Origin of the sequence: Pleionea sediminis (assembly GCF_007570825.1) — a bacterium.
Classification (GTDB): Bacteria; Pseudomonadota; Gammaproteobacteria; order Enterobacterales; family Kangiellaceae; genus Pleionea; species Pleionea sediminis.
The window spans coordinates 39,260-62,341 of sequence record NZ_SUNB01000002.1 but is presented as its reverse complement, the minus strand read 5'-3'; the positions used below and the strand labels follow the sequence as shown (position 1 = coordinate 62,341).

At 42.1% G+C, this 23,082-nt stretch carries 19 protein-coding genes; 13 read left to right on the top strand and 6 right to left on the bottom strand.

Annotated features, from left to right (window positions below; all coding sequences use genetic code 11):
- The first annotated feature begins 146 nt into the window (after positions 1-146).
- The 4 genes from speE to FAX86_RS10105 all read left to right on the top strand — a co-directional run bounded on the left by speE (position 147) and on the right by FAX86_RS10105 (position 4,650).
- Positions 147-1,004 carry a polyamine aminopropyltransferase gene (gene speE / locus FAX86_RS10120; RefSeq protein WP_144393299.1) on the top strand — a complete coding sequence of 286 codons (858 nt, stop codon included), beginning with the start codon at positions 147-149 and terminating at the stop codon, positions 1,002-1,004.
- A 21-nt stretch (positions 1,005-1,025) separates the two neighbouring features.
- A complete protein-coding gene (locus FAX86_RS10115) occupies positions 1,026-2,759 on the top strand; it encodes a pentapeptide repeat-containing protein (RefSeq protein ID WP_144393298.1) in 1,734 nt (577 codons plus the stop codon).
- A gap of 39 nt (positions 2,760-2,798) precedes the next feature.
- A complete protein-coding gene (locus tag FAX86_RS10110; RefSeq protein ID WP_144393297.1) occupies positions 2,799-3,713 on the top strand; it encodes a PD40 domain-containing protein in 915 nt (304 codons plus the stop codon).
- Positions 3,714-3,816: 103 nt separating this feature from the next.
- Complete coding sequence (locus tag FAX86_RS10105) at positions 3,817-4,650, top strand: HDOD domain-containing protein (protein WP_144393296.1); 834 nt, start codon at positions 3,817-3,819, stop codon at positions 4,648-4,650.
- An 85-nt stretch (positions 4,651-4,735) separates the two neighbouring features.
- Here FAX86_RS10105 and FAX86_RS10100 read toward each other — a convergent pair whose 3' ends face one another.
- The 5 genes from FAX86_RS10100 to ispB all read right to left on the bottom strand — a co-directional run bounded on the left by FAX86_RS10100 (position 4,736) and on the right by ispB (position 12,870).
- Positions 4,736-6,385 (bottom strand): phosphoenolpyruvate carboxykinase, encoded by a 1,650-nt coding sequence (locus FAX86_RS10100; protein ID WP_425467774.1) that lies wholly within the window; start codon positions 6,383-6,385, stop codon positions 4,736-4,738.
- Positions 6,386-6,762: 377 nt separating this feature from the next.
- The gene (locus tag FAX86_RS10095) at positions 6,763-7,815 is read right to left on the bottom strand and encodes a 2-oxoacid:ferredoxin oxidoreductase subunit beta (RefSeq protein ID WP_144393294.1); all 1,053 of its coding nucleotides are present in this window, start codon (positions 7,813-7,815) and stop codon (positions 6,763-6,765) included.
- Between the two features lie 3 nt (positions 7,816-7,818).
- A complete protein-coding gene (locus tag FAX86_RS10090; RefSeq protein ID WP_144393293.1) occupies positions 7,819-9,663 on the bottom strand; it encodes a 2-oxoacid:acceptor oxidoreductase subunit alpha in 1,845 nt (614 codons plus the stop codon).
- A complete protein-coding gene (locus FAX86_RS10085) occupies positions 9,651-11,459 on the bottom strand; it encodes an FAD-dependent oxidoreductase (protein ID WP_144393292.1) in 1,809 nt (602 codons plus the stop codon). Before FAX86_RS10085 ends, FAX86_RS10090 begins: the two co-directional genes overlap by 13 nt.
- Positions 11,460-11,889: 430 nt before the next feature.
- Positions 11,890-12,870, bottom strand: coding sequence for an octaprenyl diphosphate synthase (ispB, locus tag FAX86_RS10080; RefSeq protein ID WP_144393291.1), 981 nt, complete (start codon positions 12,868-12,870; stop codon positions 11,890-11,892).
- A 286-nt stretch (positions 12,871-13,156) separates the two neighbouring features.
- Here ispB and rplU point away from each other — a divergent pair, with 286 nt between their 5' ends.
- From rplU to cgtA, 3 genes are all read left to right on the top strand, one after another.
- Positions 13,157-13,468 carry a 50S ribosomal protein L21 gene (rplU, locus tag FAX86_RS10075; RefSeq protein ID WP_144393290.1) on the top strand — a complete coding sequence of 104 codons (312 nt, stop codon included), beginning with the start codon at positions 13,157-13,159 and terminating at the stop codon, positions 13,466-13,468.
- Between the two features lie 19 nt (positions 13,469-13,487).
- Positions 13,488-13,745 carry a 50S ribosomal protein L27 gene (rpmA, locus tag FAX86_RS10070; RefSeq protein WP_144393289.1) on the top strand — a complete coding sequence of 86 codons (258 nt, stop codon included), beginning with the start codon at positions 13,488-13,490 and terminating at the stop codon, positions 13,743-13,745.
- A gap of 87 nt (positions 13,746-13,832) precedes the next feature.
- A complete protein-coding gene (cgtA, locus tag FAX86_RS10065; protein ID WP_144393288.1) occupies positions 13,833-14,927 on the top strand; it encodes an Obg family GTPase CgtA in 1,095 nt (364 codons plus the stop codon).
- Positions 14,928-15,008: 81 nt separating this feature from the next.
- Here the strand turns inward: cgtA and rpsT are convergent, their stop codons facing one another.
- On the bottom strand, positions 15,009-15,269 hold the full coding sequence (gene rpsT / locus FAX86_RS10060; protein WP_144393287.1) for a 30S ribosomal protein S20: 261 nt from the start codon (positions 15,267-15,269) through the stop codon (positions 15,009-15,011).
- 154 nt (positions 15,270-15,423) lie between these two features.
- Between rpsT and FAX86_RS10055 the strand changes: the two genes are divergently transcribed.
- The 6 genes from FAX86_RS10055 (at position 15,424) to fkpB (ending at position 23,071) form a co-directional block, all read left to right on the top strand.
- The gene (locus FAX86_RS10055; protein ID WP_164503534.1) at positions 15,424-16,653 is read left to right on the top strand and encodes an OmpA family protein; all 1,230 of its coding nucleotides are present in this window, start codon (positions 15,424-15,426) and stop codon (positions 16,651-16,653) included.
- A 78-nt stretch (positions 16,654-16,731) separates the two neighbouring features.
- Positions 16,732-18,276: a murein biosynthesis integral membrane protein MurJ gene (gene murJ / locus FAX86_RS10050; RefSeq protein ID WP_246128570.1), complete on the top strand. Its 1,545-nt coding sequence runs from the start codon at positions 16,732-16,734 to the stop codon at positions 18,274-18,276.
- Positions 18,277-18,344: 68 nt separating this feature from the next.
- Positions 18,345-19,268, top strand: coding sequence for a bifunctional riboflavin kinase/FAD synthetase (gene ribF / locus FAX86_RS10045; RefSeq protein ID WP_144393285.1), 924 nt, complete (start codon positions 18,345-18,347; stop codon positions 19,266-19,268).
- A gap of 28 nt (positions 19,269-19,296) precedes the next feature.
- Positions 19,297-22,098, top strand: a complete 2,802-nt coding sequence (gene ileS / locus FAX86_RS10040) for an isoleucine--tRNA ligase (RefSeq protein WP_144393284.1) — start codon at positions 19,297-19,299, stop codon at positions 22,096-22,098.
- Complete coding sequence (lspA, locus tag FAX86_RS10035; protein WP_144393283.1) at positions 22,098-22,610, top strand: signal peptidase II; 513 nt, start codon at positions 22,098-22,100, stop codon at positions 22,608-22,610. Before ileS ends, lspA begins: the two co-directional genes overlap by 1 nt.
- The gene (gene fkpB / locus FAX86_RS10030; RefSeq protein ID WP_144393282.1) at positions 22,607-23,071 is read left to right on the top strand and encodes an FKBP-type peptidyl-prolyl cis-trans isomerase; all 465 of its coding nucleotides are present in this window, start codon (positions 22,607-22,609) and stop codon (positions 23,069-23,071) included. Before lspA ends, fkpB begins: the two co-directional genes overlap by 4 nt.
- Positions 23,072-23,082 lie beyond the last annotated feature (11 nt).

Sequence of the window (23,082 nt, the reverse complement as noted above, 5' to 3'; positions counted from 1 at the left end):
ATATCTTTGGGGCTATTGACTAGACTTGTTAGAGAAATAAACCGTTGCAATTTAGTGGCGGTTGTTCTTTCTATAACTGTATTTCGCGATCTTTCTGAATTACAATGTGGCCCGAAATTTGAATCTTTAATTGGGGTGTTACTTTCGTGTCTGATAACTTTTTAGAGCTGCTTTATCCTACCTATGGCCAATACTTTAAAGTTGATGAAATCTTGTTTGAAAATAAAACCGATCACCAGCATTTAGTGATATTCAAGAATGAGCAGTTTGGCTATGTCATGGCTCTGGATGGAATTATTCAAACCACAGAAAAAGATGAATTTGTTTATCATGAAATGTTAACTCACGTCCCTTTGTTTGCGCACCCAAATCCTGAGAGAGTATTAATTATAGGCGGTGGTGATGGTGGTATTTTGCGAGAAACTCTTCGTCACTCTTCTGTTAAGCGAGTAGTACAAGTAGAAATTGATCAGGCGGTGATTGATTTATGCAAAAATTATTTTCCAAAACACTCTGATGGTGCGTTTGAGGACCCGAGAGCAGAAATCGTTATTGCTGATGGTATGGACTATGTCCGTTCAGCAGAAGAGACTTTTGACATTATTATTTCAGACTCTACGGATCCAATGGGGCCGGGTGAGGTTTTGTTCACTAACGACTTTTATCAATTGGCAAAAGCGCGTTTGAATCCAGGTGGAGTTATGGTAACTCAAAATGGTGTGTGCTTTATGCAATTGGATGAGGTGATAAACACGACAAAACGCATGGGACCTCTTTATAAAGACCAAACTTTTTATACTGCGCCGGTACCAACTTATATTGGCGGTGTGATGACTTTGGCTTGGGCAACCGACGATGAGTCGTTAAAACATGAAAGTCGTGAAGTGATTGCTGAGCGATTTAACAAAAGTGGAATTAAAACTCGCTATTACAATCCGGACATTCACGTTGGTGCATTCGCACTACCACAGTATGTTAAAGACGCGATCGACGCGTGTCAGTAAATTAAGAAAGGCTACTCTTATATGAGTTCAGTGGAACAATCGACGTTATTAAAGTTAATTGGCAAAGGTCGCGATAAGTGGAATCGTTGGCGTAGTGATAATCCCAACGTAACGATTGATTTGTCTGGATCGGATTTTTCAGAGCGAGATCTTTCTGGCTACGATTTTTCTCAAGTTAACTTGTCCTATTGTGACTTTACAAAGTCGCAGCTGATTGGAGCTAACTTCATCTCTGCTAATTTGCAGCACGCAAATTTTAGTCATTGTAACTTGGAGCTAGCGAATTTCATTGCTGCAGAAATGGGACACGCCGACTTAACTGTAGCAAAAGTTAAAGGTGCAAAATTCCTCACAGCTCAATTAGCACACGCTAATTTTTCGCAAGTTGACTTTTCTGGACACAGCTTGCAAGGAATGGATTTTCGCAGAGCGAAATTAAATGGCGCAAACTTGAAAGGACAAGATTTAAAGTCGATGGATTTTGCAGAAGCAAATTTAGCGCAGGCAGATTTAAGTAATGCAATACTGGATGAGGCAAACCTTCAGCGTACGGATTTAACCAGAGCTAATTTGAAAGGTACATCTTTAATCGGTGCGCAGTTGAAAGATATATTATTGTCGCACACCGATTTATCAGGCAAAGATCTATCCAATGCAAATTTAAATGGTGCAAACTTGGAAGATTGTGATTTAAGAAGCGCGAATTTAGAAAATGCCTGCCTGAACAATGCTCTGATGAATGGGGTGAAACTGCATGATGTTCGTATTTCTGGTTGGTCTATTAAAAATGTCCGTTGTGAAAATGCCCGCTGGGATAAAAATGCGACATTATTAACCCGTTACCGAGCAAACGAATTTGAAAAACTATATTCAGAGTCCATTGTTATTGAACTGCGTTATGACAAATTTATTGCGCCTCACGAGTTAAGTGCATTACCCATTTTAGTTGAACATCTTGAAGCTGGTTTTTGGGGAGTCAAACTTCGTGTCCGAAGTATTATGGAAGAGGCGGGCGGTAGTCGAGTTCGTGTGTTGGTTGAAGATACAGGTGGACACAATCCAGAGAAATTGGAGCACGATTTAAAAGAAGAAGCTAGCCGATTAATTGCGGCGCAGATTGCGATGCGACAAGATCATCGCTTAGTGTCACAATTAAGAGAGTCGATTGCGCATGTTAAAAATCAATTTTGGCCACAGTTGTTAGAACTTGCTGCTGATCGTGAGAACGGTCAGATGCGAATGTTTACTGTTATGTTGATGGATCTAAAAGGATTCTCTCGTTGGAAAGGTGATGAACTTTCGGAAAAACTCACTTTATTCCGAGGCTTGATTAAGCCCATTTTGAAACGTTGGAAAGCCGATTATCCTAATATGGAAGGGGATTCGTTAAGAGCCAGTTTTCAAAATGCTGCCGTGGGTGTTGCATGTGCTTGCATGATTCGTAATGTACTCGATGGCGCCGGATTTCCTTGCCGAATTGGTATGGATTTAGGAGAGGTTGTCGTGCAACACAATGAAGTGACTGAGATTACTGACTTGTCGGGTGAAGCGGTTAATTTTGCCGCACGACTAGAAAGTTTGGCGGAGTCAGGGGAGATATTGGTTTCTGAGCGTGTTTGGCATCATGTGCGACGACAGGAAGAATATTTTGAGCTTGAACCGCGCTCTGTACGCTTGGAAAAAGGTGTCGGTAATCTAAGAGCAGGAGAACAAGTGCATTGTTACCGAATTTCAATGAGAAAAGCTTTGATATAATCGCTGCTGGATAGTTTGTTTACTTCGATTGGAAAAAAAATGATAAAAACAATAACAATATTTTTCATCTTATTATTTGCACCATACTTAATTGGTGCTGAAATACCGGGAACGGACATTTCTTTATTTGAAATAAAAAAGCACAAGTCTTCCTTTAGTTTGGAATTTAATAAACACTGGGTAGTGCGTGAAGGATATGATAACCAGCCAACTTTTACTGCTGATTCTGAATCTATTTATTTTACTCGAATGTCAGATGACGGAACAACGGATATATGGCAAGCGTTTCTTTCTGATGAGAAGACCTCTCCCATTCAAATTACTAAAACAGTAGAAAGCGAATATTCGCCAACACCGTTAGGTCGAGAAAACGAACTCTCTGCAGTAATCGCGTTTGAAAATAAACAAAGCTTAAAGCGAGTTGAATCGGGAGAGCTTACGGATACTTTAAGTGGAACGATTGAGCCTGTTGGCTATCACGCCTGGGTGTCAGAAAACGATCTTGCGTTGTTTCGTTTGGCTGAACCTCATGAGTTGGTTTGGTATGACAGAAAAAGTGGTAAGTCTCGAGTAGTAGCTGAAGATGTTGGACGTTGTATGATAGCTAAGGGGAATGACGATGAGTTTTTCTTTGCCCAGAATCACAAAGGTAAATACCGATTACAAAGTTATTCATTAAGTAAGCAGCGAGCACAGCCTATTATTGTATTATTAGACGACTCAGAAGACTTTGCCTGGCATTCTGAAATAGGCTTTATACATAGTAACGGTGATGAGCTGTTTATTTCTTATCCCCCCTATCATCGATGGGATTCTTTGGCTTCGGGTATATCTCTTTCCAATATTTCTCGCTTGTCGATAAGCCCAGATGGGCGTTGGCTTGCTGTAGTTCATAATGATTTACTGAATAATAAAGAAGATTTAAACGGTGAGTCGGAAAATGAAACTGACTAGTCAGAACAATGGTTAAATAACTTCTCCAAGTAGCTGTTATATTTACCAATTTTAGTCTATGTTTATTCAAAACTGGATTGCTTTGATCCGGCAGGAGTAAACATTGAGAAACGATTTGAGAAGCCTTCTTAGTAGTATGAAGTTGGCGGTCGAGCAGGGCCGCTTACGATTGCCTTCTTTTCCCGAAAATTTACTGAAAATTCGAGAAGCATTAAATGATCCCGATGTTTCTGTCCGCCATTTAGCGCAGTTAATTCATACTGATCCTGTTTTAGCGAGTCGGATTTACGCTATCGCAAATTCTGCGGCATTCAATATCAATACCGAAAATACATCGCTTCTTCATGTTATGCAAAAGCTTGGTATGAACATGGTGCGCAATGCCATTTACAATTACTGTTTATCTCAACTATTCAGTGATCGACAATTTAGTCGCATCCATGAAGTGGCATCGGTTGTTCGTAATCGAAGTTTGGAAGTTGGTGGAGTATCTTATGCTTTATCGAAGCGATACCGTGTCGAAGATCCCGCTTTAGCGCTTTTGGCGGGATTGTTTCATAATGTTGGTGCATTGGTTATTTTGGGTTGGTTAGCGCAAAATATTTCTCGATGTCCGGATGTTTCTGACCAGAAAGCAATCATTATTATGGGACAATCTGAATTTTCGAAGCTAGTTGTTGAGTCTTGGCAAATCCCCGACTCATTGAAGCGAGTTATTGGTAGTGAGCAGCCCTTAAAAACGAACGACGATAACAATCGTTATGCGCATTTAGTAGAAGTCGGCCGATGGATTATTCGTATATTGAAAAACGCGAAGACTATCGAAGAGCCTCCACTATCATCTTTGGCATTGTTTAATTTGGAAGTTGATCAAATATTGCAAGATAAAGATGAGATTATGTCGGATATGGTAAAAATTATTCAGTCAGTAAGATAGTCTTATTAAAACTTCGATATTTACAGTACGAATAAAAAAGGGCCTTTTGAGGCCCTTCTTAATAACGTCATAAATACTTTCAAAGTTAAAGCTTTGGTCCTGCATTAACGATAGCTTCAGATACTTCAAACTTTTTAAAGTTTTCAATGAAAAGTTGAGCAAGCTTTTGTGCTTCCGCTTCGTAATTGTCAGGATTTTCCCAAGTTGACTTAGGGTCAAGTAATTGAGGCTCAACACCTTCAATCGCAACAGGCGCTTGTAAGTTCAAATAAGGAATTTCGCGAGTCTCAACATCACGTAAAGCACCCGATTGAATAGCATTGATTACTGCACGAGTCGTTGGAATGCTGAAACGACTACCGCCTTTGCCGTAAGGACCGCCGGTCCATCCGGTATTGACTAAATAAACTTTGGCATCTTTTGCTTCGATTCGTTTCATGAGCAATTCTGCGTAGACACCAGCTGGTCGTGGAAAGAAAGGAGCACCAAAACAGGTAGAAAAGGTTGATTCAATCGCAGCGGTTGAGCCGATTTCAGTAGAGCCAACTTTTGCAGTGTAGCCACTCAAGAAGTGGTAAGCGGCTGCTTCTTTGCTAAGAACTGAAACGGGTGGTAATACGCCGGTCAAGTCGCAAGTCAAAAAGATAATAGCATTGGGCTCGCCCGCAGCATTTTCATCAACTTTTTGTTCGATGTGGTCGCGCGGGTAACCGGCTCTGGAATTTTGTGTTAATGAAACGTCGGTATAGTCTGGCGTTCCATTGTCATCAAGCACAACGTTTTCGATGATAGTACCACGTCGGATAGCATTCCAGATAACCGGCTCATTTTTCTCACTTAAGTCGATACATTTAGCGTAGCATCCGCCTTCGATATTGAAAACTGTACCTTCACCCCAGCCATGCTCGTCGTCACCAATTAAGTAGCGATCTGGATCGGCTGATAGAGTTGTTTTGCCCGTTCCAGAAAGACCAAAAAATAAAGTAACGTCACCTTGGTTGTCTGTATTTGCAGAGCAGTGCATTGGTAATACATCATGTGCAGGTAATAGAAAGTTTTGCACAGAAAACATCGCTTTCTTCATTTCACCAGCGTAACGCATGCCAGCCAATAATACTTTACGTTGTTTAAAGTTAATGATGACGCAGCCATAACTGTTTGTTCCATCGCGTTCAGGATCGCAACGGAAGCCCGCAGCATTCAAGATTTGCCACTCTTGTCGGTTGTCCGGATTGTAATTCTCTGTTCGGATAAAAAGGTTACGAGCGAAAAGATTTTGCCAAGCTGTTTCTGTGCGAACGTTTACTGGAATGAAATATTTGTCTCCTGCACCAACGTGCAAAGTTGAACGGAAATATTCATCTTGAGTTTCTAAATGAGTTTCTACGCGATCCCAAAGAGCGTTAAATTTATCTTCATCAAAAGGACGATTGACATTACCCCAGTCAATTTCTTGCTCGGTGGTGTCTTCCTTTACAATAAATCGGTCTTTGGGTGAACGACCGGTTCTTTCTCCTGTTTCGACAGAGAGGGCACCATTGCTAGCAATTTGACCTTCTCCGCGTTCCACTGCTTTGTTAATCAAGTCATCAGTGGAAAGATTTAAATGCACCTTAGCTTGTGTCATATGACTACTTCCTCGGGACGTGTTGTTGTATTGAAATAGGCTAAAAAGTGCGCGCGATTTTAGCAGAAGGAGATGCTTAAATCGAGCAATAATGTCAAAAAAATGCAAGGCAAAACAGTGAGTTAGAATCTGTTTGTTGTAATTAATTTACAACCTATTTTGCATATGTGTACGGTGTTTATTCCATAAAAGTCATCAATTTGTGCGTTTTCTTGATGAACTTATCATAAATCGTTGCTTTTTTATTTAGATTAGTTTTTTGCGATGGCTTAACTTTCGTGATGAACCGGAAAATTATGTAACTTTATTACAGTTTTGTGATAATTATTCATGAAGATTTGCACGGCAATTCTCAATTGAGTGCATCTGAAATGTCATTTTATCGTTATTCGGATGACTTCATGGAGTTCGAAAGTAAACCTCAAGCTGGATAGGGACGGACGCAACCTACAGGAAGCGTCCTGATTCACAAGAGAAGAGTGTATTTATTGAAAGCTTTCGTTAATGGTATCGAGCACCTTTTTACCGGGTATTAAGGCATCTTCTGTTAGACTGTTGAGAGGCTTATTGGTGGTGCCTAGTAGCTCATGAGTATCGGGTGTTTGAGGATTCAGGTATAAAAGTCCTGTAAGAATTTCACCTTTTTCTTTATGCTTTTCAATCTCATTCATTGCTGAACGAGGGCTATTAAAGTCGAGGTTTTCAGTGGCTTTGTGCAATCTGATCGCTGAGCCGTCGTGCAAGGTAATCTCTTCAGTTTTTCCTGGTTCATACTGAGTTGTAATTTCCTCTTTAAGAGGCACGAAGTCGAATGTACCGGTCGCATTAACATGCTCCCGAACGTGATCGTAACTTTTGGTCGACTTAGCCGTATTATTGAAAGTGACACAGGGAGAAACGACATCGATTAATGCAAAACCTCGATGAGAGATCGCTGCCTTTATAAGTGGAATTAATTGCTCTTTATCTCCAGAAAAGCTTCTCGCAACAAAACCTGCACCCAGTTGGATGGCTGTTTCGCACAAGTCGATACTGGAGTATGGATTGGGAACGCCTTTCTTTGAGGCGGAGCCTCTATCGGCCGTTGCTGAATCTTGGCCTTTGGTTAATCCGTAACAACCGTTATTCATTACGATATAAACCATATTTAGGTTTCGACGGACAACGTGCGCAAATTGACCCATTCCGATGGAAGCGGTATCACCGTCTCCAGACACTCCGATATAAACTAGATCTCTATTGGCGAGATTAGCTCCTGTGGCTACCGATGGCATTCTCCCGTGAACTGAATTAAACCCGTGAGAGTTTCCTAAAAAGTAAGCCGGTGTTTTTGAAGAGCAACCAATACCCGACATTTTTGCCACCTTATGAGGCTCAATCGAGAGTTCAAAGCAGGATTGCAATATCGAAGCACTGATAGAGTCATGACCACATCCAGCACACAAGGTTGAAAGTGCACCTTCATAATCTGCACGGGTAAATCCGATTTCATTAACCGGTAATTGCGGATGACGTATGTTTGGACGAATGTAACTCATAATTTAGATCCTCTCCGCTTTGTGAAGGGGCGTAATTTTTGCGCGATCAAGAGTGGCATCGATTTCTTGACAAATAAAGTTTGCTGTAATGGGCATGCCATCATAGTTCAGTATTGAAACAAGATTCGCAGGGTTAATATTAAGCTCATTAACCAACAAGGTTTTTAGTTGACCATCGCGATTTTGCTCAATGACAAAAACAAAATCATGCTCATCAATAAACTTTTTGACATCGTCACTAAAAGGGAAAGCATTTATTTTTAAACCGTTAATCGCAATTTCTTTTTCAGCGGTTAAATCGATAGCTTCTAAAGATGCATCTGTGGAAGTTCCGTAAAAAATAGCGCCAATATTGGCTTTGGATTGGGCTTTAAAATATTGTGGAGCGGGCACCAGCTGTTTGGCGGTTTCCCACTTTTTTTCGAGTCGTTTCATAGAACGGACATAAGCTTCTGAGCTTTCAGTGTAAGCTGCGTATTCGTCGTGAGAGGATCCTCGAGTAAAGTAACTGCCTTTGGTCGGGTGAGTGCCTGGAATAGTACGATAACCGATTCCGTCGTCATCTAAATCCAAATATCTTCCCCAACGCTCTTGCATGTTATCGAGCTCATCTTTTGACAACACTTTACCGCGGTTAAGGTGTGTTGCATCATCCCAATCAAATGCATCGCATAGGTTGTCATTCATACCCAAGTCTAAATCACTCAAAATAATAACCGGTGTTTGTAATTGCTCGGTTAACTCAAAAGCATCGAATGACATTTTAAAGCATTCATTAGGGTTTGCTGGGTAAAGGCAGATGTGTTTTGTATCTCCGTGAGATGCATAAGCAGCAGGGAGAATATCTGATTGTTGTGTTCGGGTGGGCATTCCAGTTGACGGTCCGGTACGTTGAACATCAACTAATACTCCTGGAATTTCTGCAAAATATGCGAGTCCCAAAAACTCTGACATTAATGATAAACCCGGGCCCGAAGTTGCGGTGAATGCTCGCGCGCCATTCCAGCTAGCACCCAAAACCATTCCCATGGCAGAAAGTTCGTCCTCTGCTTGAATAATGGCAAAGTTATTTTGTCCGCTCGAGGGGCAAACTCTTAAACGCTTGCAGTATTTTTCAAACGCATCGACTACTGATGTGGATGGTGTAATCGGATACCACCCGGCAACGGTTGCTCCCGCATAAATCGCGCCAAGAGCTGTGCCAGTATTACCATCGACGAGAATTTTTCCTTTATTCAAATCTTTAGCTTCGATACTAAGTTCGCAAGTGGTTTCATGATTTTCTTTCGCGTATCGATAGCCCAATTCCAGAGCATGAATGTTGGGAGTGATCAATTTTTCTTTTCCTTTAAATTGATCTTGCACGAGCTGCTGAAATATATCGAACTCAATATCCAATAGATAAGAGAGTGCACCAACGTAAACAATATTTTTAAATAGTTGGCGTTGGCGAGGATCGGAATACTCTTTATTGCAAATATCCGTTAAAGGAATTCCGATAAGATTCAAATCGTCTCTTTGATAAGATGGAGGCAGAGGTTTGCTATTGTCGTAAAGAAAATAGCCGCCCGGTAGCACTTCTTCAAAATCTTGCTTCATGGTTTGCCCATTGGTGGCAACCATGAAGTCGACGCCACCACGACGACCAAGATAGCCTTTATCGTTGACTCTAACTTCGTACCAAGTGGGCAAACCTTGAATATTCGAAGGAAAAATATTTTTCGGTGTTACTTGTAATCCCGAACGAAATATTGACTTTGCAAACATATTGTTCGCGCTTGCCGAGCCGGTGCCATTGATATTCGCAAATTTAATAACGAAGTCATTGGTTGCTTTTATTTTGTGCATTCTAATTCCGCCTCTTCTTTCGTTCCTTTTCCGGCTTTAGTTACTGAGTATAAAAACTTTTGCATGTCCCATGCTGATGTTGGGCAGCGCTCTGAGCACAAACCGCAATGTAAGCATACGTTTTCATCTTTCACCATAACTCGTCCCGTTTTTAAATCATCTGAGACATAAAGATCTTGAGTTTTGTTGTCGGCAGGTGCTTTAAGTCGACTGCGTAAATCGTCTTCATCACCATTGCTGATAAAGTTGATACAGTCGGTCGGGCAGATATCGACACAAGCATCACATTCAATGCATTTGCTTTCGGTAAAAACAGTTTGAATGTCACAATTTAAACAACGCTCGGCCTCATCGTAAGCCTGTTTTAAATCAAACCCAAGTTCGACTTCGAGTTTTCGGTCGCTCAAGGCTTTTGTTTTTTCAGCTAGAGGAACAATGAATCGATCATCGTCAGAGATTGCATTGTCGTAGGTCCACTCGTGGAATCCCATTTTCTGAGTAAATAAGGTAGTGCCTGGCTCAAGGCGATCATGAACATTTTTGCCATTTAAAAATAAATCGATGGAAATGGCTGCTTGATGGCCATGGGCAACGGCAGTAATAATGTTTTCAGGTCCAAATGCTGCATCACCGCCAAAAAATACTTTTGGATTGGTTGATTGAAAGGTTTTTTCATCGACAACGGGCATGTCCCACTCACCGAACTCAAGGCCTATGTCTCTCTCTATCCAAGGAAAAGCATTTTCTTGTCCGATAGCCATTAGAACATCGTCGCACTCCATAAAGACAACTTCTCCAGTGGGCTTTAAGGATCGTTTACCATTGTCGTCGTAAACAGCTTCGACAATTTCGAAATTCATACCGACTAATTTACCATTTTTGGTAACGAATTCTTTCGGTGAATGATTTTCGTAAATAGGAATGTCTTCGTGCTCGGCGTCTTCTATTTCCCAGGGCGATGCTTTCATATCACTTTTAGGACTTCGGACAACGACCCGAACATCTTTACCGCCGATTCTTTTTGATGTTCGACAGCAATCCATTGCAGTATTACCACCACCCAGTACCAAAACTTTTTCACCAATTGTTTTTGTATGCTCGAAAGCAACATTGGCTAACCATTCGATACCAACGTGAATGTTGGCATCACCTTCTTCACGTCCCGGTAATTTTTTCAAATCGCGTCCTCGGGGAGCTCCAGTGCCAACAAATACAGCATCGTAATCTTTCTCGAGGATTTCCTTTAAACTTGAAATGTATTGATCGAAATGAGCAGAGATGCCCATTTCTAAAATGTAATTAACTTCTTCGTCGAGTACTTTTTCTGGTAATCGAAATGATGGAATTTGACTGCGCATAAATCCGCCGCCTTTTCTTTGCGCATCGTATAAGTCCAATTCGTAACCGAGTGGAGCAAGGTCTCTAGCAACAGTAAGTGAAGCAGGGCCGCCGCCAATAAGCGCAACTTTTTTACCGTTCTTTTGGCTCGGGATTTCTGGCATTCGATCTTTTATATCGTCTTTAAAGTCCGCTGCAACACGTTTTAAACGACAAATTGCAACGGGCTCTTCGTCCACTCTTCCACGACGGCAAGCGGGTTCGCAAGGTCGATCGCAAGTTCTTCCTAAAACGCCAGGAAAAACATTTGATTCCCAATTAATCATGTAGGCATCCGAGTATCGGCCGCGTGCAATCAAACGAATGTATTCGGGAACGGGTGTGTGGGCCGGACAGGCATATTGACAATCAACCACTTTGTGGAAGTATTCGGGGTTTTGGATGTCTGTAGGTTTCACGCGTCGCTTCTTCCTTTTATCCAATCTTATTATTGTTTTCAGTTGGCTTGCGATTCATCTTGACGATTTGAAACAACCTAAATGGATATCGCAAACATTTGAAGTTACTGAATTTACCAGTATCGATGAGCACGTTGTAACATATTTTGCTTGAGTTGAATATTCCGACCAGTGAATAGATTTCACGATTTAGTGATAAGACGATATTGTTTTACGAAAATTGATTAAAATTCACTCGAAAGGCTGCTCGTTACTGGCTTTCAAAGAATCTTGAAGATCAGTAAATGAGCCTCATGTTCATGATTTGTTCAATCTAAATGCGGTAAATTGGGAAGGCGGTATTGAGAATACGATGGCGCATTCTTTTCAGTGAAACGAGCTTTTCCTTCATTTGATTTGCGACTATTCACATAGGACGAAGGCAATCCAATTAATGTTTTCTTGCGAGAGCAAGATGAGTTAAATTGATCATAGCTTGTTTATAGGCTGAATCAGAGAGAGACGTCAGGTTATCGATCGCGCATTGAGAAAAGTATTCAGCCTGCTTTTGGCAATACTCGATTGCTCCGGTGTGTTCGATCGCTTCTAAAATAACAGGAAGCTGAGAAGCGTCTCCTTGTTCAATAGCATGACGAATTGCCTTGGCTTGTTCGGGTGTGCCGTGTTTCATTGCATACATAACAGGAAGGGTAGGTTTTCCTTCTGTGAGATCGTCACCCACGTTTTTACCCATTTCACTGGCACTCGATACATAATCGAGCATGTCATCTATCACTTGGAAGGCCATCCCTAAATTTAGACCGTAATTATGCATTGCTGATCGCGCGGAATCATTGCCTGATGCAATAGCTGCTAACTCGCAGGCTGCCGCGAACAAAATTGCTGTTTTTCTCCGGATAACTTCGTAGTAATCATCTTCAGTAATGTCAGGTTTATTGCAGTTCATCAGCTGCAGTACTTCACCTTCTGCGATTAGATTGGTGGTATCTGCCAAAAGATTCATAACTGACATTGAGTCAACACGAACCATCATTTGGAAAGCTCGAGAGTATAAAAAGTCACCTGTGAGGACACTGGCTTCATTGCCGAAAAGGGCATTGGCTGTTTCCTTACCACGGCGTAAATCGGACGCATCGACAACGTCATCATGCAATAGTGTTGCGGTATGAATGAATTCGATGATTGCCGCCAGAATGTGATGCGATTTGCCCGAATATCCAAGAGCCCGAGAAGCCAACAATACCAGCAGTGGACGCAGGCGTTTTCCGCCGCTGTTGACGATGTAGAACCCAAGTTGGTTGATTAATGCAACATCTGACTCTAACTCATTCATTATTAACAAGTTTGTTGCATTTATATCATCTTTGAGCAGAGCTTTTATTGACTCAAATGTAGGCGTATTGTTCGACATCAGATTTTTAATTTTTGCTATTATCAGGCATGCGATTGGCTTCGCATGCTATGAGCATGGCCATCAATGGTCAAGCGTATTTTCAGATCTTCGCAATAAAGAGGTCAAAAAATCCCGGGAATTCAATCCGTTTAGATTGCTTTAGGGTTGCGTGAGGAGAGGGATTAGCGTAAAATTCGCGCCCTTCATGAGAGTCTCCTTCGAGTGGCTCTCTTAAAAATTAATTTCCCGCAGGCTGGTTTTAGAAGTTTTAATCATATCTGGGGTAACATTGGAGACGTATACGATGTACGCGGTTATTCAAAGTGGTGGTAAGCAGCACCGAGTAAAAGAAGGCCAAACGATCAAGTTAGAGAAACTTGTGGCTGAAACAGGTGCTTCTATTGATTTTGATAAAGTTTTGATGGTTGGCAGCGGTTCTGACGTTAAAGTTGGCGCGCCTTATGTTGATGGTGCGAAAGTGACCGCCGAGGTTGTTGCTCACGGTCGTGGCAAGAAAGTCAACATCATCAAGTTCAAACGTCGTAAGCACCATATGAAGCGAATGGGGCATCGTCAGTGGTTCACTGAAGTGAAAATCACTGGTATTAACGGTTAATTAAAGTAGGAGATATCTCATGGCTCATAAAAAAGCTGGTGGTAGTACCCGTAACGGTCGCGATTCAGAGTCGAAACGTCTTGGTGTGAAACGCTTTGGTGGCGAAACCGTTTCTGCTGGAAGTATTCTTGTTCGTCAACGTGGCACTCAGTTTCATGCTGGTACAAACGTAGGTATGGGAAGAGACCACACTTTATTTGCGAAAGTAGACGGCCAAATTGAATTTAAAGTTGCAGGCAAATCAAATCGTCGCACAGTAAGCGTCATTCCTGCATAAGACCTATTGGTGTCGTATAATAAAGCCTCGCATCTAGCGGGGCTTTTTTATTGCAAGTCACCAAATTTTTAAGAGTAAATAGAAATCATGAAGTTCGTTGATGAGGTGTCCATAAAGATTGCAGCGGGTGATGGCGGTAACGGCTGTTGCAGCTTTCGGCGCGAAAAATATATACCGAAAGGTGGGCCTGACGGTGGTGATGGCGGTGACGGCGGTAGCGTTTATTTACTTGCTGATGCTGAATTAAATACGCTGGCAGACTATCGATACGAACGCTTTTATGCTGCAGAACGCGGTGAAAATGGTCGTGGTGGTAATTGCACGGGCGCCAAAGGAGCTGATCGAGTATTAAAAGTACCTGTCGGAACGATTGTCGTTGATGCGAATACCGATGAGGTCATCGGTGATATGAGTGAACCAGGTCAAAAGTTATTAGTTGCGAAAGGTGGTTGGCATGGTCTAGGTAATACGCGCTTTAAAAGCAGCGTTAATAGAGCGCCTCGCCAGACCACTCCGGGGTCGGCAGGTGAACGACGAGAACTTAAGATGGAGCTTAAAGTTTTGGCGGATGTTGGGCTGTTAGGATTGCCAAATGCCGGTAAGTCGACTTTTATCCGTCAGGTTTCCGCGGCAAAGCCTAAAGTGGCTGATTATCCATTTACGACTTTAATTCCAAATTTAGGAGTTGTGCGTCCAGAGGCTCATCGGAGTTTTGTTATTGCGGATATTCCCGGTGTTATCGAAGGAGCGTCCGACGGGGCTGGATTGGGTGTTAAATTCTTGAAGCATTTGGCACGAACAGAATTATTGCTTCATATCGTTGATTTGCTCCCGTTTGATGAATCCGATCCGGTTGAAAACTTTCAGGCGATTGAGTCCGAAGTCGCTAAATTTGCGGAGTCGAGTGAGCCTGAACTAGCGGATAAACCAAGATGGTTAATTTTGAATAAAATTGATCTATTAACAGAGGAGCAATCCTCTAAAGTAAGTGAGTTTTTAAAGGCTGTAAATTGGCAAGGCCCAGTATTTGAAATTTCTGCTCTATCTGGAGAGGGTACTGATGCTCTTGTCTGGGCTATATTGGAACATGTTGAGGCGAAGCGCGGAAAAAGTGAGGCTTTAGATCAGGTTGACAACGAAGAGGAATTGCAGCCTTACGCACCTGAGAAAGATATCAATTAAGCTAATTTTCAGTTTTAGCTTTTTTGCTCAGATATAAAAAAACCGGCATTTGCCGGTTTTTTTATGAATCTAAAAGATATCTTATAAAGCTTTAACTTTAGCCATTAAACGGCTTTTATGTCGAGAAGCTTTATTTTTGTGTATTAGACCTTTATTTGCCATTTTGTCTAAAACACCAGCAACTTTAGTGACTGCAGCGTGAGCGGCTTCTTTATCACCGCCGCTGATTGCAGCAATTGCGTTTTTCAATTGAGTGCGCATCATAGAACGACGACTAGCGTTGTGCTTACGACGTACTTCAGCTTGACGCGCTCTTTTTTTGGCGGATTTAATGTTAGCCAAGGTTTTACTCCTGCAAATCGTTTGCGAACCAGAATTTTAAGGTCGCGAACGATACCTTTTTGAGCCTTTTTTGTCAAGAATGTTTTTGATGTTGCTCACATATTCTGTAATAGAGATGCCGATTCGTAGCTCTCCGGGTCTGGTTGGTGGTAAGATGAGTAAAAATTACCAAAAATTAACGACTTTGCTGGGAAAGCTGGAGGAAATAATGAAGAATAAATTGCTCGGTGTGGCGTTGGTGGCTGGAAGCCTATCTGGTTTTGCCGAAGACGCTAAAGTAGATCGTGATGTGTATTTTTCTATTCTGGGTGGAGTACAAGACTTTCATAGTAGTAACGAAGATAACTCGCCAATTCTTAGTAATTCGCTCGATGAGAGCGATGCTATAGCTGCTGAATTGGGTTTTATGTTCACCGACCATTCCGCTTTTCAACTCAGCTATACCAAGCTCAATCCAGACGATGCTATTGGATTTGGTGACGAAGACTTAGTAATGACGTCTATCGATTACATGTATTACGTTAATCCAGATAGAACGGGTGGTGCCTATATACGAGCAGGTATCGGCCGATATGAGTTTGAAGATGAATTTTCTGGCGGAGGCTGGGAAGAGTCTGATGTGTATCGTTTTGGTTTAGGCTTTGAAGATGGCCTTTCTGATTTTTGGAGTTGGCGCGGAGAGATTGGGGTTATTCGAGATGAGACGACCAAGCGACTGGATACGCAGCTTTTATTAGGTCTTACTATGAACTTTGGCGGTTCAGATCCTAAGCCGGTTGTTGCCAAGCCTAAGCCCGTTCAAGCGCCTGTCGTTGAAAGAAACACGAAAAAAGATTCTGACAGAGATGGTGTTTTCGACGCGAATGACCAATGCCCTGAGACAGCTCAAGGCGTGGTCGTGGATCCACAAGGTTGTGAGCTCGATAGCGATGGCGATGGAATCGTTAATTCTAAAGACTCGTGCGCTGCAACTCCAACAGGCGCCAAAGTTGACTCGAGAGGTTGCCGCCTGGTTCTTGAAGAAACCGTTCGTCAAACATTGAACGTTAAGTTTAAAACGAACAGCAGTGAGTTACAGGCTGAGTTTAAATCAGATATTGCGAAATTAGCTAAGTTTATGACGGAATATCCCGACACTTCTGTGACGATTGAAGGTCATACTGATAGCGTTGGTAAGGCATCATACAATCAGTGGTTATCGGACAAGCGAGCTAAATCAGTAGCGAATGAGCTAGTGAACACTTACGGTATTGCGGCAAATCGCGTTAATTCTCGAGGATTCGGTGAGTCGAATCCGATTGCTGATAACTCAACGCAAACAGGTCGAGCTAAGAATCGACGAGTTGAGGCGGTGATTGAAGCGAAAGTGAGAAGACCTCAGTAATCACTTTTCTGATTCAGCAAGTTAAAAGCCTCTGATATTATCAGGGGCTTTTTTATGGATGACATTTAGGGCTTGTTCTTGAAAAAAACAAATTTATTAAAATCGGGTATTGTTGTTAGCGCAATGACTCTTATTTCTCGAGTTCTCGGATTGGTTCGAGATGTTGTTATTGCGAATATCCTTGGAGCTCAGGCCGCAACGGATGTTTTTTTTGTCGCGCAAAAAATCCCTAACTTTTTACGTCGACTCTTTGCCGAAGGTGCTTTTTCTCAAGCTTTTGTTCCAGTGCTATCGGAATATCAAACTTTAAAAGACAAGCAGGCGGTTTTGCACTTGGTAAGTCGAGTATCAGGGACGCTAGGTGGCGTGCTTTTTGTTGTCACTATTTTGGGAGTGATTGGTTCTCCTGTATTAGGTGGCTTGTTTGGAATGGGCTTTGTGCAAAAAGGAGAAACGTATAAGTATTTGTTGGTTTCTGATTTATTAAAAATCACTTTTCCTTATCTTTTCTTTATTAGTTTAACGGCTTTTGCTGGAAGTATTTTGAACAGCTTAGGGCGTTTTGCTGTTCCTGCGTTTGCTCCGGTGTTATTAAATTTGTGCATTATATTCGCGGCAATTTGGGTCTCACCGATGCTTGCAGAGCCTGTCGAGGCCTTGGCGTGGGCAATCTTTATTGCCGGTATTTTACAATTATTACTTCATTTACCTTTCTTGTGGCATCAAGGTTATCTGGTGAAACCGACCTGGGGATGGAGAGATTCCGGCGTCAGGCGAATTTTAAAATTGATGGCTCCCGCGATGTTTGGCGTGTCGGTTTCACAAATTAACTTATTGCTCGATACCATCATTGCTTCTTTCCTGGTGACAGGGAGCATTACCTGGCTTTATTACTCTGACAGAATGTTAGAGTTTCCATTAGGTATTTTTGGTATTGCTATTGCTACTGTTGTTCTCCCCAGTTTGTCGAGAAGTCATTCGTCCAGTAACAGTGATGATGCCAACCGTCTACTTAATTGGGCTCTGCATACCGTCTTTTTGATTGGATTGCCAGCTGCAGTAGGATTATTTGTTTTGGCAGAGCCCGTTATGTTGGCAGTGTTTCAACATGGAGAGTTTTCGATAGAGAGTGCGGTGCAGTCCTCGTTGAGTTTAAAAGCTTATGTTTGTGGCTTGTTGAGCTTTATGGTGATTAAGGTGTTAGCAACGGGTTACTTCTCTCGTCAGGACACTAAAACTCCGGTGAAAATAGGTATTGTTGCAATGGTCGTAAATATGGCATTCAATTTGTTGCTCTTTAAGCCATTTGGGCATGTTGGTCTTGCTTCAGCGACGGCGATTTCGGCGACCGTGAATGCCTTGTTACTGTGGATCGGGCTTATGCGGAATGGGGTTTTAACAATGGATAAGCGTTGGTTCGGTTGGTTCACCAGAGCATTGATGGCTGTTGCAACGATGGTTGGTGTTATATTGCTACTGAATCCAGAGCAATCAGTGTGGTTTTCTATGAGCTTATTTGAGAGAGGAAACCAACTGGCAACGCTAATCGGTCTCGGTGCTCTGGCGTACCTGGCGGTTCTCTACTTATTCGGATTCCGACTATCACAACTGAAATCCCATTGAGCATCTGTTGTGAGCGAAGGCAATAGGGTATAATCCGGCGCTTTTGACCGGCGGGCGTTGACTAAATCATGCAACTAATACGTGGATTACACAATCTAAGGTGTTTCGATTCAGGTTGCGTCGCCACGATCGGGAAGTTTGATGGTGTGCATCTCGGGCATCAGCAAATTCTCAAAGCCGCGTGCGAGCGGGCAAAAGAGCTAGCAGTGCCTTCTGTGGTTATGGTTTTTGAGCCTGATCCGAATGAGTATTTTATGGGCGAAAAAGCGCCTGCGAGACTGACTTGTTTCCGAGAGAAGCTTGATTTATTTCGTTCATTAAGCATTGATTTTGTACTTTGCTTAAGGTTTGATAAATCGTTAGCCTCAATGCCGGCTGAAAATTTTGTCGATGATATTTTGATTGAAAAGCTGCGTGTGAAGCATTTGATTGTCGGCGATGATTTTCGGTTTGGAGCTCAGCGTAGGGGCGACTTTATATTGTTAAAAAATCGCAGTGAAGGTCACTTTAGTTTACAAAATACAGATTCGATTAAACAAGGCACTGAGCGGATTAGCAGTACTTTAGTTCGACACAAGCTGGCGCAAAATGAGTTGAGTGAGGTCGAATCTTTGTTGGGGCGCCGGTTTTCTATTTCTGGCCGAGTAAGTCATGGCGATAAATTAGGGCGAACGATTGGTTTCCCAACAATGAATATTCCGTTGAAGCGAAAGGTTTCTCCGGTACATGGTGTTTATCTGGTCGAAATAGAAGGATTAAGTAAGGTGCGGCATTTGGGTGTAGCAAATGTTGGTGTCCGTCCAACTTTAAAGAAAACAACTTCGCGACTTGAAGTGCATGTGTTCGATTTTGATGCTTTATGTTATGGCAAACAAATAAAAGTATTTTTCTTAGAAAAAATTCGAGAAGAAAAAAAGTTTGAGTCATTCGAAGCATTAAAACATCAAATTGCATTAGATATTGATAATGCGAAAAAGGCATTAAAAAATTAACCAAACAACGTCAACGTTGGAAAAAATTATGGCTGATTATAAGCAGACGCTTAACTTACCAAAAACAGACTTCCCGATGAAGGCGAGTCTAGCTCAACGCGAACCAAAAATGTTGAAGCAATGGCAAGAAAAGAATATTTACAAAACCATTCGTGAAGCGAGTAAAGGTCGTCCAAAATTTATTTTGCACGATGGCCCGCCCTACGCAAACGGCGATATTCATATTGGTCATGCTGTGAATAAAATATTAAAAGACATAGTTATCAAGTCGAGAAGCTTGAGTGGTTTTGACGCGCCTTACGTGCCTGGCTGGGATTGCCATGGATTACCTATCGAACATAAGGTAGAAACAAAAATTGGTAAAGCGGGTGTCAAAGTTCCATTTGATAAATTTCGAGAAAAATGTCGTGAGTTTGCCACTAAACAAGTCGACGGCCAGAAGAAAGATTTTATTCGTTTGGGAGTATTTGGTGAGTGGGATAATCCTTACTTAACTATGAACTATCAGTTCGAAGCAAACATTGTTCGCGCTTTGGCAAAAGTCGTTAAAAATGGTCATCTGCACAAAGGTGTTAAGCCTGTTTATTGGAGTGTGGTTGGTGGTTCTGCTTTAGCTGAAGCAGAGGTGGAATATCACGATAAGACCTCAGCCTCGATCGATGTTCGTTTTGCAGCCGATCAAACATTGTTGGATAAATTTGGCTACGACAATGCTGAGCGATTAAATGCTTCAATTGTAATTTGGACAACGACTCCTTGGACATTGCCTGCGAATCAGGCTGTGTCAGTTCATCCCGATCTTGATTACGCACTAGTAAAAGTGAATGCTGGTCAAGGCGATGAACTTTTGGTGTTTGCAAAAGAGATGGTTGGCAATATCATGTCGCGTTATGGCATTGAGTCTTATGAAATTGTTGCAGAAGTAAAAGGTAATAAACTTGAGCTTGTTTCTGTGCGTCATCCATTTTATGAAAAAAGTGTCCCTCTGGTTTTGGGGGAACATGTAACAACAGAAGCAGGGACGGGATTAGTTCACACGGCACCGGATCATGGTGCTGACGATTTTGCGATGGGCAAAAAGTATAATCTTGAGCTGTTAAATTATGTTGGGGCAGATGGTGTATACAGCGCTAATGCTCCGTTAGTTGCAGGCGAACATGTTTATAAAGTTGAAGATAAAGTCTGTGAACTTCTCGACGAGAAACAAGCATTAGTACATCGCACAAAATTAACTCATAGCTATCCTCATTGCTGGCGGACGAAAACGCCACTGATTTTCCGTACGACACCTCAATGGTTTGTCAGCATGGAAAAGAATGGACTCCGTGAATTGGCTATGAAAGAAATTAAGAATGTTCAATGGATTCCTGATTGGGGACAAGCTCGTATCGAAGGAATGGTCGAAGGGCGACCGGACTGGTGTATTTCTCGTCAAAGGACTTGGGGGGTTCCTCTTTGTTTATTAGTCGATAAAGAAACTGGAGAACCACACCCGGATACATTTGATATTGTTGAGCGCGCTGCAAAACAAATTGAAGTCAGGGGTATTCAAGCCTGGTTTGACATGCCTATCGAAGAACTTATCGATAAAGACCACAATCGCTATGTAAAAATCGATGACACGTTGGATGTCTGGTTTGATTCTGGAGTTACTCATGCCTGTGTATTGGCGGTCAGAGAAGAGCTGCAAGAACCGGCAGATATATATTTGGAGGGCAGTGATCAACATCGAGGTTGGTTCCAGTCTTCGCTTTTAACGGGTGTCGCAATTAATCAAAGAGCCCCATATAAAGCTGTCTTGACTCACGGTTTTACCGTTGATGAGAAAGGCGAAAAGATGTCAAAGTCGAAAGGGAATGTTGTTGCTCCTCAGCAAGTGATTAATGAACTAGGAGCTGATGTCCTTCGATTGTGGGTAGCTTCTACGGATTATCGAGGAGAAATGGCAGTCTCAAATGAAATATTGAAGCGGACAGCAGATACTTATCGTCGTATTCGAAATACAACACGCTTTTTGCTGTCAAACCTTAGCGGTTTTAATCCTGAGACTGACAGTGTGTCAGTAAAAGAGATGCTGCCCTTGGATCGTTGGGCCGTTGATTGTGCATTGCAGACTCAAGAAGAGTTAAAGCAGTCGTATCAAGAATATACCTTTTGGCAGGTCGTCCAAAAAATTCATCATTTCTGTGCGATGGATATGGGGGGCTTTTATTTAGATATCATCAAAGACCGACAATACACCGCGATGAAAGGCAGTTTAGCGCATCGTTCGTGTCAAACCGCAATGTATCATATTGTTCAGGCGTTAATACGCTGGATGGCCCCTGTATTGTCGTTTACAAGTGAAGAAGCATGGCAATTTTTACCTGGTCAAACACAAGAAACTATTTTTACTGAAACTTGGTATGACGGTTTGTTTGCCTATGAAGACTCTCAGTTGACTCATCAAGATTGGGAAAATATTCGTTCAATAAAAAATGCAGTTAATAAATCAATTGAGGTTTTGCGTGTTAATAAAATTTTAGGCGGCTCTCTGGAAGCTGAAGTGACCTTGCATGTGAATGAAACCTACTTCAATTCTTTATCAAAATTGAAAGATGAACTTCGATTTGTGTTAATTACGTCGCAAGCTGAAGTTGTCCAAAACGATGAAGGCGACTCGACAGAACTTGAAGGATTGAAGTTGACCATCAGTAAATCAGTCCATGAAAAATGCGATCGTTGCTGGCACAGACGTGAGGATGTTGGTTCCAATAGTAACCATAGTTTACTGTGTGGGCGATGCGTTGAAAATGTTGATGGGTCGGGTGAAACTCGGGAGTTTGCTTAATGGTGAACAAGGCATGGAACAGTGGCCTTCGGTGGATTTGGATCACCATTGTTGTATTTATCATTGACCAGTGGACTAAAGTTTGGGCGACCGGTGCTCTTGGGCAAGGGCAAATTATTGAGGTTATGCCACACTTTGATTTTCGACTGGCTCATAATTACGGTGCCGCATTTAGTTTTTTAGCGGATGCTGGGGGCTGGCAAGTTTGGGCGTTAGCGGCATTTGCCTTGGCTGTTAGTGTGGGGTTGATAGTATGGCTGTATCGTCTAAAAGCTGAGTACCGCTGGTTAAGTATTACGTTATGCTTCATACTGGGCGGTGCTCTCGGTAACGTATACGATCGTATATCTTATGGTTATGTTATCGACTTTATTGATTGGTACGTTGCAAAAGATGGGTATCATTGGCCGGCGTTTAATATTGCCGACTCTGCCGTGTTCGTCGGAGCAATGATGCTTTTAATCGACGCATTTTTTATTAAGACAGAAGAGCGAAATCAAGAATCCAAATGACAGAAATAATTGACCAAAGAGTCGGTAATGAGAGTCATATATATGCTCACATTACTTTGATCCTCAAAGATGGTAGCGTTGCTGATTCTAGCCGAGCGAATGGTAAACCTTCGGTCATCGAAATTGGTAACGATACCATAAGTGAAGCAATGGAAGAGCATTTATTGGGGCTTAAAGTGGGTGATACGACTAAGTTCACGCTACCTGCAAAAGACGCCTTTGGCGAACCCGATCCAAATCTCGTCCAGTTTATGGACGTGCAACAGTTTCCTCAGGATCTCGAGCTAAAAGAGGGTTCGGTCGTTTCTTTTGAGCAACCTAATGGGTCAAGTGTCCCTGGAATATTATCTGAAGTCCGTGGTCATTCGGTTAAAGTTGATTTTAATCATCCATTGGCGGGGCATGAGGTAACCTTTGAGATTGAGATTCTTTCAATCGATAAGCCGCCAACGACTCATTAACAAACGCACTT

Excerpts from the sequence above, each read along its gene's own strand:
- FAX86_RS10115 (WP_144393298.1), top strand. The coding sequence starts at position 1,026 with ATGAGTTCAGTGGAACAATCGACGTTATTAAAGTTAATTGGCAAAGGT.
- FAX86_RS10110 (WP_144393297.1), top strand. The coding sequence starts at position 2,799 with ATGATAAAAACAATAACAATATTTTTCATCTTATTATTTGCACCATAC.
- FAX86_RS10095 (WP_144393294.1), bottom strand. The coding sequence starts at position 7,815 with ATGAGTTACATTCGTCCAAACATACGTCATCCGCAATTACCGGTTAAT.
- FAX86_RS10090 (WP_144393293.1), bottom strand. The coding sequence starts at position 9,663 with ATGCACAAAATAAAAGCAACCAATGACTTCGTTATTAAATTTGCGAAT.
- ispB (WP_144393291.1), bottom strand. The coding sequence starts at position 12,870 with ATGTCGAACAATACGCCTACATTTGAGTCAATAAAAGCTCTGCTCAAA.
- rplU (WP_144393290.1), top strand. The coding sequence starts at position 13,157 with ATGTACGCGGTTATTCAAAGTGGTGGTAAGCAGCACCGAGTAAAAGAA.
- rpmA (WP_144393289.1), top strand. The coding sequence starts at position 13,488 with ATGGCTCATAAAAAAGCTGGTGGTAGTACCCGTAACGGTCGCGATTCA.
- cgtA (WP_144393288.1), top strand. The coding sequence starts at position 13,833 with ATGAAGTTCGTTGATGAGGTGTCCATAAAGATTGCAGCGGGTGATGGC.
- FAX86_RS10055 (WP_164503534.1), top strand. The coding sequence starts at position 15,424 with ATGAGTAAAAATTACCAAAAATTAACGACTTTGCTGGGAAAGCTGGAG.
- ribF (WP_144393285.1), top strand. The coding sequence starts at position 18,345 with ATGCAACTAATACGTGGATTACACAATCTAAGGTGTTTCGATTCAGGT.
- ileS (WP_144393284.1), top strand. The coding sequence starts at position 19,297 with ATGGCTGATTATAAGCAGACGCTTAACTTACCAAAAACAGACTTCCCG.
- lspA (WP_144393283.1), top strand. The coding sequence starts at position 22,098 with ATGGTGAACAAGGCATGGAACAGTGGCCTTCGGTGGATTTGGATCACC.
- fkpB (WP_144393282.1), top strand. The coding sequence starts at position 22,607 with ATGACAGAAATAATTGACCAAAGAGTCGGTAATGAGAGTCATATATAT.